Source organism: Psychrobacter sp. CCUG 69069 (genome assembly GCF_021023115.1).
Taxonomy (GTDB): domain Bacteria; phylum Pseudomonadota; class Gammaproteobacteria; order Pseudomonadales; family Moraxellaceae; genus Psychrobacter; species Psychrobacter namhaensis.
The window spans coordinates 89,663-105,217 of record NZ_QQAI01000005.1 but is presented as its reverse complement, the minus strand read 5'-3'; the positions used below and the strand labels follow the sequence as shown (position 1 = coordinate 105,217).

The window sequence follows — 15,555 nt, the reverse complement described above, 5'->3', positions numbered from 1 at the left end:
AGGCCTGATATATGACTGAATATAATGACAAGCGTACCCCTAACAGCGACGATCAAACCTCGAACGGTCAGACAGTGACTGACCCAACCATAAAAGTAACGGTCAACAACGCCGCTGATAATAACCCTGCTACTTTATGGCTCATCGATGATGATGCCGCCCTACGTTTGGTATTGGCTGACACTTTTGAGGATGCAGGACTGGACGTGATTAGCTTTACGCAAGCCCAAGCAGCATGGACACGCCTAAATGACATCTTGCAAGGGTCAGCCGAACCCTTACCAGATGTGATATTGACCGATATTCGTATGCCAATGATGGATGGTTTGTCCTTTAGTGATTGGGTGCATAAACACTTCCCTAAGCTGCCGATTGTCATTATGACGGCGCATTCAGACCTCACTTCTGCCATTAATAGCTATCAGACAGGGGCGTTTGAATATCTACCAAAACCGTTTGATTTAGATGATGCGGTCGCAACGATTTATAAGGCCATTAATCATCAGCCCAACATGCCAGTGAAAAGCAATACAACTGAGCCTGACTCTACTCCAACCACCGATAAACCAGCTGACAATGATGCGACGTTTAGCACCAACACAAAGCCTGTCCGCAAAGTAAGCTCAGCCAATAAAACCAATAAAGTAAACGATGATAAAGCGGCGGTTAAGACTGACACCAAAGCACAAAGCAACCCCAGCGGAATCATTGGGCAGTCGCAAGCCATGCAGACGGTGTTTCGTGCCATTGGCCGATTGGCTCATTCGCCGATCACTGTCTTGATTACAGGAGAGTCAGGCACAGGTAAAGAATTGGTCGCAAGCGCCTTACATCAGCACTCGCCCCGTCGCCAGCAGCCGTTTATTGCCCTAAACATGGCCGCCATTCCACATGATTTGATTGAGTCTGAGTTATTCGGTCATGAGAAAGGCGCGTTCACAGGCGCAACCACAACGCGGCAAGGTCGTTTTGAGCAAGCGGATGGGGGGACGTTGTTTTTAGATGAAATCGGTGACATGCCGTTTAGCACCCAAACCCGTTTGCTACGAGTACTGGCTAACGGTGAATTTTATCGCGTGGGTGGTCAGCAGCCTGTCAAAGTAGATGTGCGCATTATTGCCGCCACGCATCAAAATTTAGAAGAGTTGGTAAAACTGGGTCGATTCCGTGAGGATTTATTTTATCGTCTGAATGTCATTCGTCTACCCTTACCGCCTCTGCGCACGCGACCGGAGGACATTCCCGCTTTGGCCACCTACTTTATGCAGCGCGCCGCTGAGCAAATGAATACAGCACCAAAGCAGCTACATCCTACGGCGCTACAAATTATGCAGTCTTTTGAGTGGCGTGGTAATGTCCGCCAACTTGAAAACGTTTGCCTATGGCTAACCGTGATGGCAACGGGCGATACCGTCATGGTCGACGATCTACCACCAGAGTTACTCGAAAATCTCCCCTCTCATTTAGAAGCGCAGCCAGCGCACACACTCTCTTCTCAAAACATACCTCAAAACCACAGCCAACCTAGCCCAGTTCATCATAGTTCTGACGTCTCAAATTGGCAGCAAGCATTGGCTACTTGGGCTGAGCAATCTCTAGAACAAGGAGAAACCGATATTTTGCAAGTGGCAACCCCTGAGTTTGAACGTATCTTACTCACGGCAGCACTCAAGCACAGCGGCGGCAAAAAAATAGTAGCGGCCAACTTACTTGGTTGGGGACGTAATACCCTCACCCGAAAGTTGCAGCAATTAGATATGTCTTAATTAATAATAGGAGTAAGACCATCTTTAAAGACAAAAAATATTGAATTAAAAATCAAACAATATCAATTGCTTATAAAATATGATAAAAATATTCGTTAAATAATTAAAAATATTTGCAAATAGGGGTTGCCAAAAGATTCAAACTCTATATAATAGCCAACCACTGAGACGCACTACCGAATCAGTTAACTGTCTAGATAGCATTTGAATTTGACTGCTTTTGATGATAGAGTAACGAAAATGGGGCTGTGGCGGAATTGGTAGACGCACCAGATTTAGGTTCTGGCGCCGCAAGGTGTGAGAGTTCGAGTCTCTCCAGCCCCACCATTTTCGGATAGTACATCTTAGACCAAATATCAAAACCTGCTTATTAGCAGGTTTTTTTGTGTCTGGATTTTAGTCTAACACTCAGAACCCTTCAACGTAATCATAAACCTACTAAGTCTACCAGTACCGCCTCTATCCTCTTATACCGCTTCTCTACCCGCTTTGCCAATGCACCATCTACGATAAACTGATAACGGCTGTATTCTGACGGCAATTTTGGCACAGGCTGCTGACAATGCTGGATAGCCCAATCCATCACTGAATCACGACTGTGAGTAGGTATCTTAAACGGTCGCTCACCCATTAATATCTCAACCATCATGATGCCAAACGCGTAAATATCGCTTTGTACGGTTGCGCTTTGTCCATGCCAGCGCTCAGGCGCAAGATACGCTGGTGTGCCGGCAGCGCTTACCTTTTTTGGTTTATCCAACCTCTCTGCTAAGGCAAAATCGGTCAATAATAAATCAGGCACTCTACCGCTGTTGTCAGCGCTGCCTATCGGCATGTCAGCGAGCAAGAGATTACTGGGTTTAATATCATTGTGTAGCCAGCCAGCGTGATGTAGATTGGCTATAAGATGAGCCGCCTGGACAATAAAGTGATGCTTTTGTTTAGTGGTTAATGACCCATACTGTTGAGCAGTAAGCTGCTTTGCCAAATTTCCATTTGGATAGTGGGGCATGACGAGAGCCGTTAACTGCTGACGTGCTCCCAAATCTTGAACCTCTACGTTGTGATAAGCAAGGAGCGATGGTGCGATAGCCATAGCGTTAGATTGGGTTTTCGATAAACCATCTAAGGCTTTTAAGATAGCGACTTCATGATTTAAATCAAATGAGAAATCACTGTCATGAGAAGTTAGCTGCCATTTAATCATCACATTACCGAACTGCGGATGCGTCGCACGCGTTAAGCCCTGATAACAATGAGTGTTAGGATGTCGCGTCTCGGTGTTCTGCTGAGCTAAACGTTGATGGACTATTTCGCTATATTGCAACGCTATCAATACTTGCGTCATTGTCGGCAGTAGCTGCTGAGCGTGGGCTTGCAACGCTTGTATAATAGATGGATTACTGGCATTATTTTTCATGGTATGATTTTTCACGATACTGTTTTTCGTAATATGGTGAAGTCCTAACAAAGCTGCGATTACGCCCTTCAAAACCAACCTGAACTGTTAGAGTTATTATGTCCCAACTAATCAACGCATCTCAGCCTGCTACTCATTATGCTCTGCCTAGCCCTTTACTGGATTTACTCAGTCAATACTTACAGGAGCAGGTCACACCAACGGTTGAGATAGACCCTGCCCAGCTGGCCTATCGCTGGGTCGGTGGTCACAACGGCCATTTAGAACCACTGGCAGTCAATCTGTTTTTAAGTTTAGATGACTTACAGGGTATTGATACCCAAAAATCAAAGCTGATACAGAACACGCGCCAATTTTTAAAAGGCTATCCCGCCAATCACGTTTTGATGACAGGCACACGCGGCGCGGGTAAATCCTCGCTGATTCGAGCATTACTACAAGCCTATCATAGTGAAGGTCTGAGAATCATTGAGATTGCACGGGACGATCTACAGGTACTTGATAAGATCCGTACAGCGATTAAGGGACTACCCGCTGACAGTGAGTGTCGTTACATAGTGTACTGTGATGATTTGGCATTTAACGGTCAGGACGAGAGTTACAGAACGTTAAAAAGCGTTTTGGATGGCGCGCTTGATTCGGAGCAAGACAAGCTCTTGGTCTATGCGACCAGTAACCGCCGTCACCTACTCCCTCAACTGATGAAGGACAATGTCAACATTTATAATGGTCAGACCGATGAGGTCAACCCTTATGAGACCGTTGATGAGACCGTATCGTTGTCTGATCGTTTTGGGTTATGGCTGTCTTTTCACCCCATGGATCAGCAGACTTATTTACAGATTGTGCAGCACTATCTGAATTTAGAGCAACAGAAAATCTTGGCCGAGACTGATACAGTCACTCATTTGGAAAGTAATAGTTTGCCTGATAATATCAGAGCCGATGCGCTACGTTGGGCCTCTGAACGTGGCGGCCGCTCAGGACGAGTCGCTTATCAATTTAGTCGTTATTGGAGCGGTAAAACCCAACTGTCCATTGCAGACAATAAACGCTAAAACGAGTCTAGTTACTGCGTGCAGAGCCTAAATAATGTACGCGGTCCGTCCCTTTACTGTCTACCAAGTCATTTGCGCCATTGACCATGTACTGGTCAAAGTCTGCTGCCAGCCACAAACTGCCTTGATAAAAACTTTCGGCGTCTGCACGGATATGGCCCATGTTTGGGGTGCTGCTATTCTGATTGTCAAAGCTTTGGTAGCGGGCGCTAAAATGCGTCAGAATTAAATGCTTGAGGCCGACATTTTGAGCAAACTTACCCACCAGTTGCGCGCTACTATGCATCGGATCAAAGTCTGGATTTTTGGACTGAATCCTAGTTAAGACGTCAGTCGTATAAGTGGCTTCATGTATCAATAAATCAGCATCCGTCACCGCAGAACGAAGACAGTCTGGTCTATCGTTATCGCCCGCCACCACGACACGTGTACGCCGCACCTCTTTATCGACATAATCTGCTGAACGCAGTTGCTGACCATCATCAGTCACCACGTCAAAGCCTTGCTGCAATCTTCCCCAAAAACTACTGGCAGGAATACCGGCTGCCATAAGCTTGTTGGTGTTAAGCGAGAGCCGATGGATATTTTGAGTGATGCCAAAGCCATAAGATGACACACGATGCGACAATGGCGTAATATCAATACTCAGCTGATGCTGGGAATCTAAAGCGATATCAACCTTACCCGCTTTTGTCTCTAGAACTTCTTCAATTGCTATGAAATCGATAGCAAATGGGAAGTACAGCTCTGTGGTCAGCTTGATAGCCTCAAGTAACGTAGCAATCGATTTTGGTGCAATGAGGGTAAGCGGCTCAAGGCGCCCTAACATAGCGGCACTCGCCAGCAACCCCGGCAGACCATAGCAATGATCTCCATGCACATGGGTGATACAAATGGCGCTCAACTGATGCATGGACAGCTTAGTGTGCAAAAGCTGATGCTGAGTACCTTCGCCGCAGTCAATCAATATCCATGGACGCGACTTTTTATGTTGCTGGGCATCACCCGACTTAGATAAATAAGGATTCAGGCATTCAATCGCCAACGCCGTCACGTTACGCTGTTTGGTTGGCACACCTGCTGATGTGCCTAAAAAGGTTAGCTTTAGCACAGATGGCTTCTCTTATTGATAACATTCACCGGCTATGACAATTGGCACATCATGGTTTTTTGGCCGTCAACCATTTGACCACCATTGGCAGTACACTCATTGACCATATTGGACTCGTACGACTTCCAGCCCCCATAAAAGCTGGCCATACATAGCAATACCACCAATATCTTTTGTGTCCACGATTTAATGGAGACCTGCTGCGCATGGATCATTTGCTCAGGAATATTGCTCTCATTGTCAGACGTTATATTCTTGGCCAATTTGTTTTGGTCGCTCATGACACTACCTTATTTATACGCTACTGTGTTAGATGTGAATTAAAAACGCTCACCATAGCATATTATATCTTTAAAATTGCGGCGTCCCGCCTTTTTCTTCAGCACGCTTAAAGGCTGGACGTTCTTGACAACGCTTGAGCCAGTTTAATAAATTGGCATATCTAACTTTGTCCATTCCTGCTCGTGCATTAGAAGCTGCTACCACGATATACATTTGTATGTCCGCCGCACTAAACGCTTCACCTGCAAACCAATGATTGTCTTGTAGCTGCTGCTCCATGAGTTTTAGGTTATTCGTGATGTTGTTATTAATCATTCCATCTTCAACTTGTTTACGAATGCCTTTGCTAATCGGTTTGATAAGCAGGGGTGATCTTTCAACCACTTTACTAAACACCAAACGCATGACCAGTGGCGGCATGGCCGAGGCTTCAGCAAAATGCAACCAAAACGTATAGGCTTCCCACGCCGCTTCATTGTCATCAGAGGGCTTAAACTGATGCTCGGTATCATAGTGTCTCAGCAGGTACTCAATGATAAAACCTGACTCAGCCAAGGCGCGATCATCGACTTCGAGTACAGGCGTGTGTCCAAGCGGATGAACTTTCTTGAGGCTTTCAGGAGCAAGGTAGGCTTTCGTACGCTGGTAACTGGTCAGTTGATAGTCCAGCTCCAGCTCTTCTAGTAACCATAAAATACGAAACGAGCGCGAATTGTTTAAATGATGCAGATTTAACATAAACCATCCTAGTTTAGAGTGAATAAGCGACAATATTCTATGCATTATGCATTATAGATAGGGCCACGCATGCAACCAAGCGTGACAGTATTCATATTGATAATAGCGTAATTGCCCCACCTTTAATACGAGACTGTTTGACATACTCCCACCACTTTCGCCAAGCTCAAGTGGGGGATTCTAAAAGCATAAGCTCTTAGGCGACTTTCTCACGAATGTCACTTGTTTTCTGTTTCATCGGGCGACCTTTATTGCATCCTCCCTCCGCAGACAAAACGGCATGTCCTGCCGATAAAATATTTTTAGCTGCATTAATATCAGCGTTGGCTTTATGACCACATTTGACGCACTCAAACTTTGCCTGAGTTTGTCTATTTTCCTTGGCGATATGCTGGCATTGAGAGCAGGTTTGGCTGGTGTAGCGTGGGTTTACTTTGATAAGTAAGCCGCCTTGCCATTGCTGCTTGTACTCAAGCATATTGACCATCATGCCCCAGCCTTGATCTAAGATAGCTCTGTTTAATCCTGCCTTGGCTTTGACATGACGGCCTTTATTCTCCACCGACCCGCTGGCTGATGTCGACATATTGGCGACTGTTAAATCCTCACAAGCAATCATGGCGTGGTTTTTGCTGATGCTGGTGGTGATTTTGTGCAAGTAGTCATGACGAATATTGGCGATATGGTGGTGTAATTTTTGAATCTTGCGGTTGTGTTTTTTCCAGTTTTGGCTAAACAGAACCTTTCTGCTTAATTGACGCTGTAATTTGGCCAGTTTGATCTGGTTGGCTTTAAAGCTGTTTTTGGGCTTGAGGGTTTCACCGTTTGAGGTGGTGAGTAGTTTTGTGATGCCTAAATCTAAGCCAATGGCGCTTGTGGCAGGGTGTCGGGGGTTCTGTGCCAGTTCGCGCTCAGTGCCAAACGATACGTACCAGTGACCTGACTTCTTGCTAATGGTGACATTCTTGATGACACCGATGATGTCTTGAGACTTTCTAAATTTCACTAGACCAATGCCATTCGGGAGTTTGATGCGATTGCCCTCAACACGGCAGTATTTATCAAACTGAACCAAGCGAATGGAGTCACAGCCATCTGCTTTGCGCTTAAATTGTGGCATCAATGGGCGAAGTTGAATCTCTGTGCCATCAGCCAGTTTAAAGAACTTGGGCTTACGAGGTTTCTTTTTATTCTCTTTGAGTCTGGCATGTACTTTTGGGTCAAAGAATCGTGACCAAGCCGAGGCAAGATCGCGTACCTTTTGTTGTAAGGACACGGCATTTGAGCTTGTTTTTAAGAACTCAAAATCAGGGTTGTTCTTTAAGCCAATGATTTTATTAACGAGGTTGGTGGCATTGATAAACTCATTTTTAGCAAACATCTCAAACGATATTGCCAGCATGTGATTCCAAACAAAACGCGCTGAGCCGACAAGATTATTTAGAATAATCTCCTGCTCTATAGTAGGCTCAAGCCTAAATTTGTACGCTTTGTTGATTTTCATAATGCCAATTCATTTTGTTTTTTTAATATAAGTTCTAAAATTTAGTATAGCTTACTTCAGTACATAATTTGTATGAATATATAATAAACGCTAGGCGAAATTCACCTCCACCCTAATATCGGGTGGAGTCCTCTTTCGCGGTTTTGATAGATCAATAACAAAAAACAATGTCTAACAAGTCAAACTTAGCTCTTCACGCTCGCCAACCTTACTTTGAGTGTAGCACTTCAATTTTACGTGTCATCTTATCTATTTTTTGCTGATATTTTCTAATTTTACGAAACCGATGCGCCGTTAGCACGCCTTTGATACGACGATTTTTCAGACGCCGACGCGGTGGAAAGCTCCCCACTTGTGGTTCGTTGTATCCGTGCAAGCGGTCATCACGCTTACGGGCCCAGTACCCTAGCGCACTATCAGTAATCATCATCAGCAACGCGATAAAAATCATGCCATACATAAATAAAGAGCCACCCTCATCGATACCTTGATGCAAAATAGTGACTGAAAACACAAACAAAAATATCGGCTCAAGGTAACATAAAGTCCCAAATAGTGAGACGGGCAGTTTTTGGCTGGCCACCATGGTCAGTGACATCGCAGCGGTACTGATAATACCCAATAGAGGCAGTAGATACCAAAACTTATCAGTGGCTATCGCCAACTCAAAACCGCCGTTCAGGTACAACGCCATCAAGACCACAGGAGTCAATAATACAAGATCAGAGATAAGTCCTGTGATTGGTGGCACTGCTAACTTTCGGCGTAACAGATAATAAGGCGGATAACCCAAGCAAACAAATAAGGTCGCCCATGATATTGCGCCATATTGCACGACATCATATACGATACCGATGCCCGCACATATCGTGGCAATCCACTGCAGCAGACTCATGTTTTCATTATAAAAAAACCGGCCAACCATAATCATAATCATGGGGTATAAAAAGTAACCCAACGTCACCTCGAGACCCAAATCATTGACTGGCGCCCACATAAATATCCAAATTTGCGCACCCAATATAGGCGTGGGTAATATAAATAACACCCATTCTTTAGGTGTTTTCAGTGTTCTTAAATAGTCAAAAATATGCTGCCATTGCTTTAATACACTGACCAGTAACACCAAACTAAACAGCATCATCAATACGCGCCACGAAGCGACTTGCGTACCTGATAACGGCTGCATCAGCAACCCGAATAAAAACAGCAATGAGTATAAAAAATTGGCAGCCACCGCAGCGATGGTGCCTTGCGACGTCTGATTGGTAGTAAGCATAACAACGACCTTTAAAAATTGGTGCACTTTTTTGGCAATTTTAGAAAAAAACAAAAGCCTCCGACGCTAACGTCAGAGGCTTTTTCTAGAACAGTAAAACGAGACTGACCAGTTAATTACTGAGACAGTGAGTCGTTATAATCTCATTCATTGTTATTGGCAATATCGATCGAGTCGTTAACATCCGTCGTCGCTGTGGAGCCAGCCGCCGTATTAACTTCTACCTGCTCTTGCCCTTCCACATCAAATGTACCGTCTTCCTTCATGGCTTCGATGAGTTCATCGTCATTTTCTTCGTGCTCCACACGTGCCATGGCGACCAATTTTTCATCTTTTGATAGACGGATTAGGGTGACACCCTGTGTGTTACGCCCAGAGCTAGCAACATGCTCAACTGGTGTACGCACTAGTGTGCCTTTATCTGAGATTAAGATAATGTCGTCTTCAGGCTCAACTTTAGTAGCGCGGACTAAGGCTCCATTACGCTGACTGGTCTTAATAGCGATAACGCCGCCACCACCGCGATTTTGGGTATTGAATTCATCGATATAGGTACGTTTACCAAAGCCGTTTTCACACGCGATCAAGATTTCGCGCACATCATCTTCGATAACCACCAATGACTTGATAAACTCATCATCAGCCAAGCGCATACCACGTACGCCTTTTGCTGTACGACCCATAGAGCGCGCATCATTTTCATCAAAACGAATGGCTTTACCGCTTGAGGCAAACAACATGACCTCTTGACTGCCGTTGGTGATACGAGCGCTCACCAGTTTATCGCCATCTTCTAGACCAACAGCTATCAGGCCGTTAGAGCGAATACTTGCGAATTGCTCAAGCTCAACGCGCTTGACCGTCCCATTGGCTGTCGCAAAAAACACAAAGTGACCGCTGACTTCATCAGACATTTGCGGAATGGGCAGTATCGTGGTGACCGTTTCATCACCATTCAAGCCAATTAGGTTGACCAATGGACGACCACGAGCGCCGCGACTGGCAATCGGTACTTCAAAACCACGTAAACTAAAGACGCGGCCACTATCCGTGAAGCACAGCACTGTCGCATGCGTTGATGTGACTACCAAATGATCAATCACATCATCTTCTTTCATTGCGGTTGCTGACTTGCCTTTGCCGCCACGTTTTTGCGCAACATAATCATCGATCGGCTGGGTTTTAGCATAGCCAGTACGCGACACGGTCATGACCACGGTTTGCTCAGGAATCAAGTCTTCACGGTTAAAATCAGTACGTGAATCGATAATATCTGTACGACGCTCATCACCGAAGTTATCACGAATCTCAATCATCTCATTAGAGATAATGGTCATTAGCTTATCAAAATCGCCTAAGATAGACTCTAAATGAGCGATTTCACGTAGCAAATCCTGATATTCTTCAGTTAATTTATCTTGCTCAAGGCCTGTCAAACGATGCAATTGCATATCTAAGATGGCATTGACCTGCTCAAGTGACAAACGATAGCGCTCTTCGCCTTCTATTAAGCCGAACGGTGCTTTAGGGTCCTCGCCTTCGATAAAGTCAGGACGCACGGATTGGCTACCAGCGGCCGTGAGCATCGCAACGACGCTACCTGAGCCCCAAGTGTTGTTCAGCAGGCTTTCACGTGCCAAGCCGCGGTTTGCAGACGCTTTAATCGTCGCAATAATATCATCAATATTCGCTAATGCGACGGTCAAACCTTCGAGCAGGTGACCACGTACGCGGGCTTTGTTTAACTCATAAATCGTACGGCGCGTCACGACTTCTTGACGATGGCGGACAAATGCAGCGATGAGCTGGCGCAAGGTCAATAGCTTTGGCTGACCATTATCGAGCGCCACCATATTAATACTAAAGCTAGACTCAAGCGGTGTTTGTAGGAACAAGTTATTGACAATTACTTCGGCTGTTTCGCCGCGACGCAAGTCAATAGCGATACGCATGCCGTCTTTATCAGACTCATCACGAATCTCGGTGATGCCTTCGATTTTTTTATCACGCACAAGCTCAGCAATACGCTCGATGAGCTTGGCTTTATTGGCTTGATAAGGGACTTCAGTGAATACAATACGCTCGCGATCACGGTTGACACCTGTATCACTCATGGGCTCGATATGATAGCGACCACGAATATGGAGGCGACCTTTGCCCGTGCGATAGGCGTCTAAAATACCCGCACGACCATAGATAATACCGCCTGTTGGGAAATCAGGGCCTGAGATGTGTGACATCAGCTCTTCAGCCGAAACTTGTGGATTTTGGGCATAGGCCAAACAAGCATTGATCACTTCAGTCAGATTATGCGGCGCCATATTGGTGGCCATACCGACCGCAATACCAGTGGCACCATTGACCAATAAGTTCGGAATACGCGCCGGCATCACGCTTGGCATGCGCTCAGAACCATCGTAGTTGTCTTCCCAATCGACCGTGTCTTTGTCCAAATCAGCGAGCATCTGATGGGTCAGCTTGGTCATACGTACTTCGGTATAACGCATCGCCGCCGGTGGATCATCATCAATCGAGCCAAAGTTACCTTGACCATCAACCATCGGATAACGCAAACTAAAATCCTGCGCCATCCGCACGATCGCATCATAGACCGCACTATCGCCATGCGGGTGATATTTACCAATGACATCACCGACTACACGAGCTGACTTCTTATACGGCTTGTTATAGTCATTAGATAGCACGTGCATGGCGTACATCACACGGCGGTGTACAGGCTTGAACCCATCACGCACATCAGGCAGCGCACGCGAGACAATCACGCTCATCGCATAATCCAGATAGGATTGCTTTAATTCATCTACGATGCCAATAGGACTGACCGATTCGCTCATATACACTCCTTCACTCACATTCTTTTTCTAATGCTGACACTTTTACTTGAGACACTCATGAGCTACACAAAAATACAGCTGCATCAATACGCAGCTCCTATCAAAATATAGACCACAAAAAACACTGCTAAGCGTGCAAAACAATAGGAAAATGGCGATAGTTTTAATGTTTAATAAAAGAAGCTATTTTAGCACAAAATTGCTGATTTAGGGGTATCTGACTGTCATTAAAAACAAGCCACACGGTTCATTTCCAGTGATATTTTGAATGATCAACACAGGCTAAAATAATCCTAATGGCAGGTTTTTTTTGATTGACTGATTTTGCCGTTTTTACAAACAAACTTACCATCTTTTGAGCAGTGCGATACCCCGCCCATCTGGCCTGAGCAAGGGGTGTTTTTGGCCTGTGCTTGACTGATAGGTAAGGTAATAAAGGCAACCGCGAGTAGTGACAGTAGCATCGATTTCATATTTTCTCTCTTATTAAGTGTTGAACTACCTACATTAAAAAAACTGCATCCAGTGGACACAGTCTTCTTGAAATAACTCACATACGAATAATTTATAGCATTTGAATACATTACGTTGGGTTAGCACCTTGATTAAAATTTTGCTCAAAGAACTCACGAGTGGCTTGCGTACAGGCAGTGCTAACGAGACCAGCATGATAAGTACTGAGTACCGCCACTTGCGCTGCTTGCTGGGCTTGTGCTTCACTGCCTCCATTTTCAATCACTTGCTGGGCAGCATTGTTACCCACCAATTGAACCGTGCTTGCAAAGTTCGCTTGAACATTATCGATGGTATTACTCATCATCCACGAGTTACTCATCGCTGAACCAATGGGGATCACTGTACTCTGATCACGATCATCATCGTTTGTGGCATCCACATCGAGTACCGTTATATTCAGATTTGGATTTTGGGCACTTGCTTGTTGCAGTATCGCCGCCATTGACCCCGTATTTAGGTCATAAAACACGGTTGGATCTTGATTACCTCCACAAATCAGCGTCGGCATAGTTGGGATATAACCACGCAAATCATTGTCTTTTAGCGCAAGGCGCAGCTCGTTTTGTGGATTCTCTGCTGGCAAAAGCCCCGTTCTAGCCAGCAGATTATCAGGATTGGCTTGTACGTCCGATAAATAATTGGCACGATAACTGGTTTGAACTAAGTAGTTTTTATCAGCAAAACCAAAACCACTCTCATTAGCAGTGGTTTCAAATAAAGCAGTTTGTGGTAATTTTCCTGCTTTTATTAGTTCCTCAAAGCTCATGGTGTTTGGTAAGTTCGTACCTGCATATTGACTGGTAAACAGCTCGGTTGGATTGCGGTATATTTTGCCCTCTACATTTTGTAAGCTTCTTGCCAATAGGGGCGCAAAAGCTGTCGCACCAATATTAACATTGCCGGAGAATATTGCATCTCCAAAAGCGGCAAGCGCGTACGGTCCTGACGATGGGGCAATCGCAGTGACAGGTTTATTTTGTTGCTCAAGTAGCTGTGCGGTTGCCATGGCGACATGGCCGCCTTGTGAATAACCTGTGAGAAATAGCTTGCCAGAATCTTTGACGTTTAAGTAGTTGGCATTATTGGCTGCTTGTTGCTGCTTAATAATGGTTCGCGCTGTATCTAAAGCGGTAACCATTTCCTCCGATTGCTGCTTGGCATTAAGATACGGGTGGTAATCAAGATCTGAATCATCGTAACCAGCATAATTGGGGACTACAACGATATAGCCTTGAGCGGCAAAGTTGGCCGCTATCAACGTGGCACGCACCCCTGCTGGGTTATCAAGATTACCTACCTGTGTGAAGTCATAATATCTTTCTGTAGCGGTGCCATGGGCATGCAGCAATATTGGTCGATCACCTTGGCAATCTGCATCAGTACCACTTGGCAGCATGAGCGCACCCGTAGCATTAGTGGCTTCACCTGCTGAGCCTTTGGTTGGATAACTGATTTTTTCGACCGTGACACCACACTTAGCATCTGGAGTAACTGCTTTGCCGATGGCTGAAGCGTCTTGTAGTGCATCATCTATATCATCAGCATCAAAGGTAGCTACTGACTTAACGCTAGTTGAATAAGTAAACCTTTCATTGTCATCATCCCCGCAACCAACCAGCAGTAAACTACTGGCAATGGCTACCGATAATAGACAACGTGACATGGTTGGTGGGCGAGTAATAGTAGAGGCTGAGAAGCGAGTGTTACCAGCAGGTTTGGCGCTTGTACCGGTGGCAGGTTTTAGTTTTATCATAATTGCTATCCTTAGCAGTAAAAAGTCATATGTTTGCTGCGAGTCCTTGGCAGTCAGTCATTTCAGTTTGATAGACCCTTTTAATCAATAACTATTCTTGAACACTTATCATTGAAGCCTACTCAAGAACAATTGTTTCTGAAACCTTACTATTTATACCGTAAAAAATTATGAAAAGCCACTGGAAAACATGTACTTGGTAACCCCTTTATTCTTCATAGAAAAATACTACCAGTCGTTGAACAGTCCTAGCTTAGCTATTGTCTTTGTTGTACGATGTTCCAAAATACAACTCTGGTACAGACAGTTTCCCTATGCAAACGAGCCATGAAAATATAAAGAAAAATGAAAGCCAGTTGATAGAGTCATCAAAGCAAGCGACTCAACAAGAAGACATACGCACTGATCGAAGCTTTGATACCATTGCTGATCATTTTGAAAAAAAGGTGTACGGTGGTTTAAAAGGTGACATTCGCTTGGCCGTATTGCGCCGTGATATTTTTGAATATAGTACACAGATGCGTCAAAAACTTGGACGACCGTTACGTATTTTAGATGTGGGTGCAGGGCTTGCACAGATTGCGATTGAGCTTGCTACGCAAGGTCATAGCGTGGTGATCAATGATATTTCAGCCAATATGCTTGAAAAAGCGCAAGCGAGCGTGGCACAAATAGATAAAGACTGGGATCTTAAAGATTTGGATATCACCTGGTATGTTTGCCCCTATCAAGCGCTTCAAGACAAGTTAGCAAAAGAAACAAATAAGTTTGATTTGATCATGTCGCATGCTTTGCTCGAATGGCTAGCGGAGCCAGCAAAGGTCATGGACTTTTTTGACCAGCACCTAACAGATGATGGGGCGCTGTCCTTATGCTTTTATAATCCGGCGAGCTTTGATTATCGCAACCTCATCATGGGTAACTTTAACTTACTCGACAATACGGACTACAAGGCTGACAACAAAAAAAGTCTGACGCCCAACTATCCCGTTGCCAAAGAAGAGGTAGAGTCATGGTTGGCCGCGCATCATTATCACATTGTGCGTACCAGTGGTCTGCGCGTGTTTCATGATTATGCACCGCTAAAACGCGGGGGCCACAATGACCCAGAGGCCGTGATAAGGATGGAGCTGCGCTATTCACAATTAGAGCCGTACAAATGGCTCGGACGTTATTTGCACATACTAGCCGCTCGGCACGCTTAAGCATGATGACACACCCTAGCTCAGGCAAAGTTTGATAACATTTCTGTTCGTGCGCTTTTTTACAGGCT

The 15,555-nt window shown here is 45.1% G+C and carries 12 protein-coding genes and 1 tRNA gene; 4 read left to right on the top strand and 9 right to left on the bottom strand.

All coding sequences use genetic code 11. The features are described 5' to 3' along the window. The first annotated feature begins 11 nt into the window (after positions 1 to 11). Both DVY93_RS05315 and DVY93_RS05310 read left to right on the top strand, forming a co-directional pair. Positions 12 to 1,766: a sigma 54-interacting transcriptional regulator gene (locus tag DVY93_RS05315; protein ID WP_230709629.1), complete on the top strand. Its 1,755-nt coding sequence runs from the start codon at positions 12 to 14 to the stop codon at positions 1,764 to 1,766. Between the two features lie 242 nt (positions 1,767 to 2,008). Next, positions 2,009 to 2,093, top strand: a tRNA-Leu gene (locus DVY93_RS05310). 100 nt (positions 2,094 to 2,193) lie between these two features. Here the strand turns inward: DVY93_RS05310 and DVY93_RS05305 are convergent. Beyond that, positions 2,194 to 3,201 (bottom strand): protein kinase domain-containing protein, encoded by a 1,008-nt coding sequence (locus tag DVY93_RS05305; RefSeq protein WP_230709627.1) that lies wholly within the window; start codon positions 3,199 to 3,201, stop codon positions 2,194 to 2,196. An 83-nt stretch (positions 3,202 to 3,284) separates the two neighbouring features. Here DVY93_RS05305 and DVY93_RS05300 point away from each other — a divergent pair, with 83 nt between their 5' ends. Further along, the gene (locus tag DVY93_RS05300; protein ID WP_193004623.1) at positions 3,285 to 4,244 is read left to right on the top strand and encodes an ATP-binding protein; all 960 of its coding nucleotides are present in this window, start codon (positions 3,285 to 3,287) and stop codon (positions 4,242 to 4,244) included. 7 nt (positions 4,245 to 4,251) lie between these two features. Here DVY93_RS05300 and DVY93_RS05295 read toward each other — a convergent pair whose 3' ends face one another. The 8 genes from DVY93_RS05295 to DVY93_RS05260 form a co-directional block, all read right to left on the bottom strand. Continuing rightward, entirely contained in the window at positions 4,252 to 5,355 is a 1,104-nt protein-coding gene (locus DVY93_RS05295; protein WP_193004624.1) for a ribonuclease Z, read from the bottom strand. 32 nt (positions 5,356 to 5,387) lie between these two features. Beyond that, complete coding sequence (locus tag DVY93_RS05290) at positions 5,388 to 5,636, bottom strand: hypothetical protein (protein WP_230709626.1); 249 nt, start codon at positions 5,634 to 5,636, stop codon at positions 5,388 to 5,390. A 70-nt stretch (positions 5,637 to 5,706) separates the two neighbouring features. Beyond that, positions 5,707 to 6,375: a glutathione S-transferase gene (locus DVY93_RS05285; protein ID WP_193004626.1), complete on the bottom strand. Its 669-nt coding sequence runs from the start codon at positions 6,373 to 6,375 to the stop codon at positions 5,707 to 5,709. 196 nt (positions 6,376 to 6,571) lie between these two features. Beyond that, the gene (locus DVY93_RS05280) at positions 6,572 to 7,879 is read right to left on the bottom strand and encodes an RNA-guided endonuclease InsQ/TnpB family protein (protein WP_230709621.1); all 1,308 of its coding nucleotides are present in this window, start codon (positions 7,877 to 7,879) and stop codon (positions 6,572 to 6,574) included. 208 nt (positions 7,880 to 8,087) lie between these two features. Further along, positions 8,088 to 9,158, bottom strand: coding sequence for an EamA family transporter RarD (gene rarD / locus DVY93_RS05275; protein ID WP_230709619.1), 1,071 nt, complete (start codon positions 9,156 to 9,158; stop codon positions 8,088 to 8,090). 143 nt (positions 9,159 to 9,301) lie between these two features. Further along, a complete protein-coding gene (gene gyrA / locus DVY93_RS05270) occupies positions 9,302 to 12,013 on the bottom strand; it encodes a DNA gyrase subunit A (RefSeq protein WP_230709617.1) in 2,712 nt (903 codons plus the stop codon). Between the two features lie 293 nt (positions 12,014 to 12,306). Further along, a complete protein-coding gene (locus DVY93_RS05265) occupies positions 12,307 to 12,486 on the bottom strand; it encodes a hypothetical protein (RefSeq protein WP_230709615.1) in 180 nt (59 codons plus the stop codon). A 110-nt stretch (positions 12,487 to 12,596) separates the two neighbouring features. Further along, entirely contained in the window at positions 12,597 to 14,282 is a 1,686-nt protein-coding gene (locus tag DVY93_RS05260) for an alpha/beta hydrolase family protein (RefSeq protein ID WP_230709613.1), read from the bottom strand. Between the two features lie 314 nt (positions 14,283 to 14,596). On the opposite strand from DVY93_RS05260, the gene DVY93_RS05255 reads away from it, so the two are divergent. Beyond that, positions 14,597 to 15,487 (top strand): methyltransferase domain-containing protein, encoded by an 891-nt coding sequence (locus tag DVY93_RS05255; RefSeq protein ID WP_230709611.1) that lies wholly within the window; start codon positions 14,597 to 14,599, stop codon positions 15,485 to 15,487. The last annotated feature ends 68 nt before the right edge of the window (positions 15,488 to 15,555 follow it).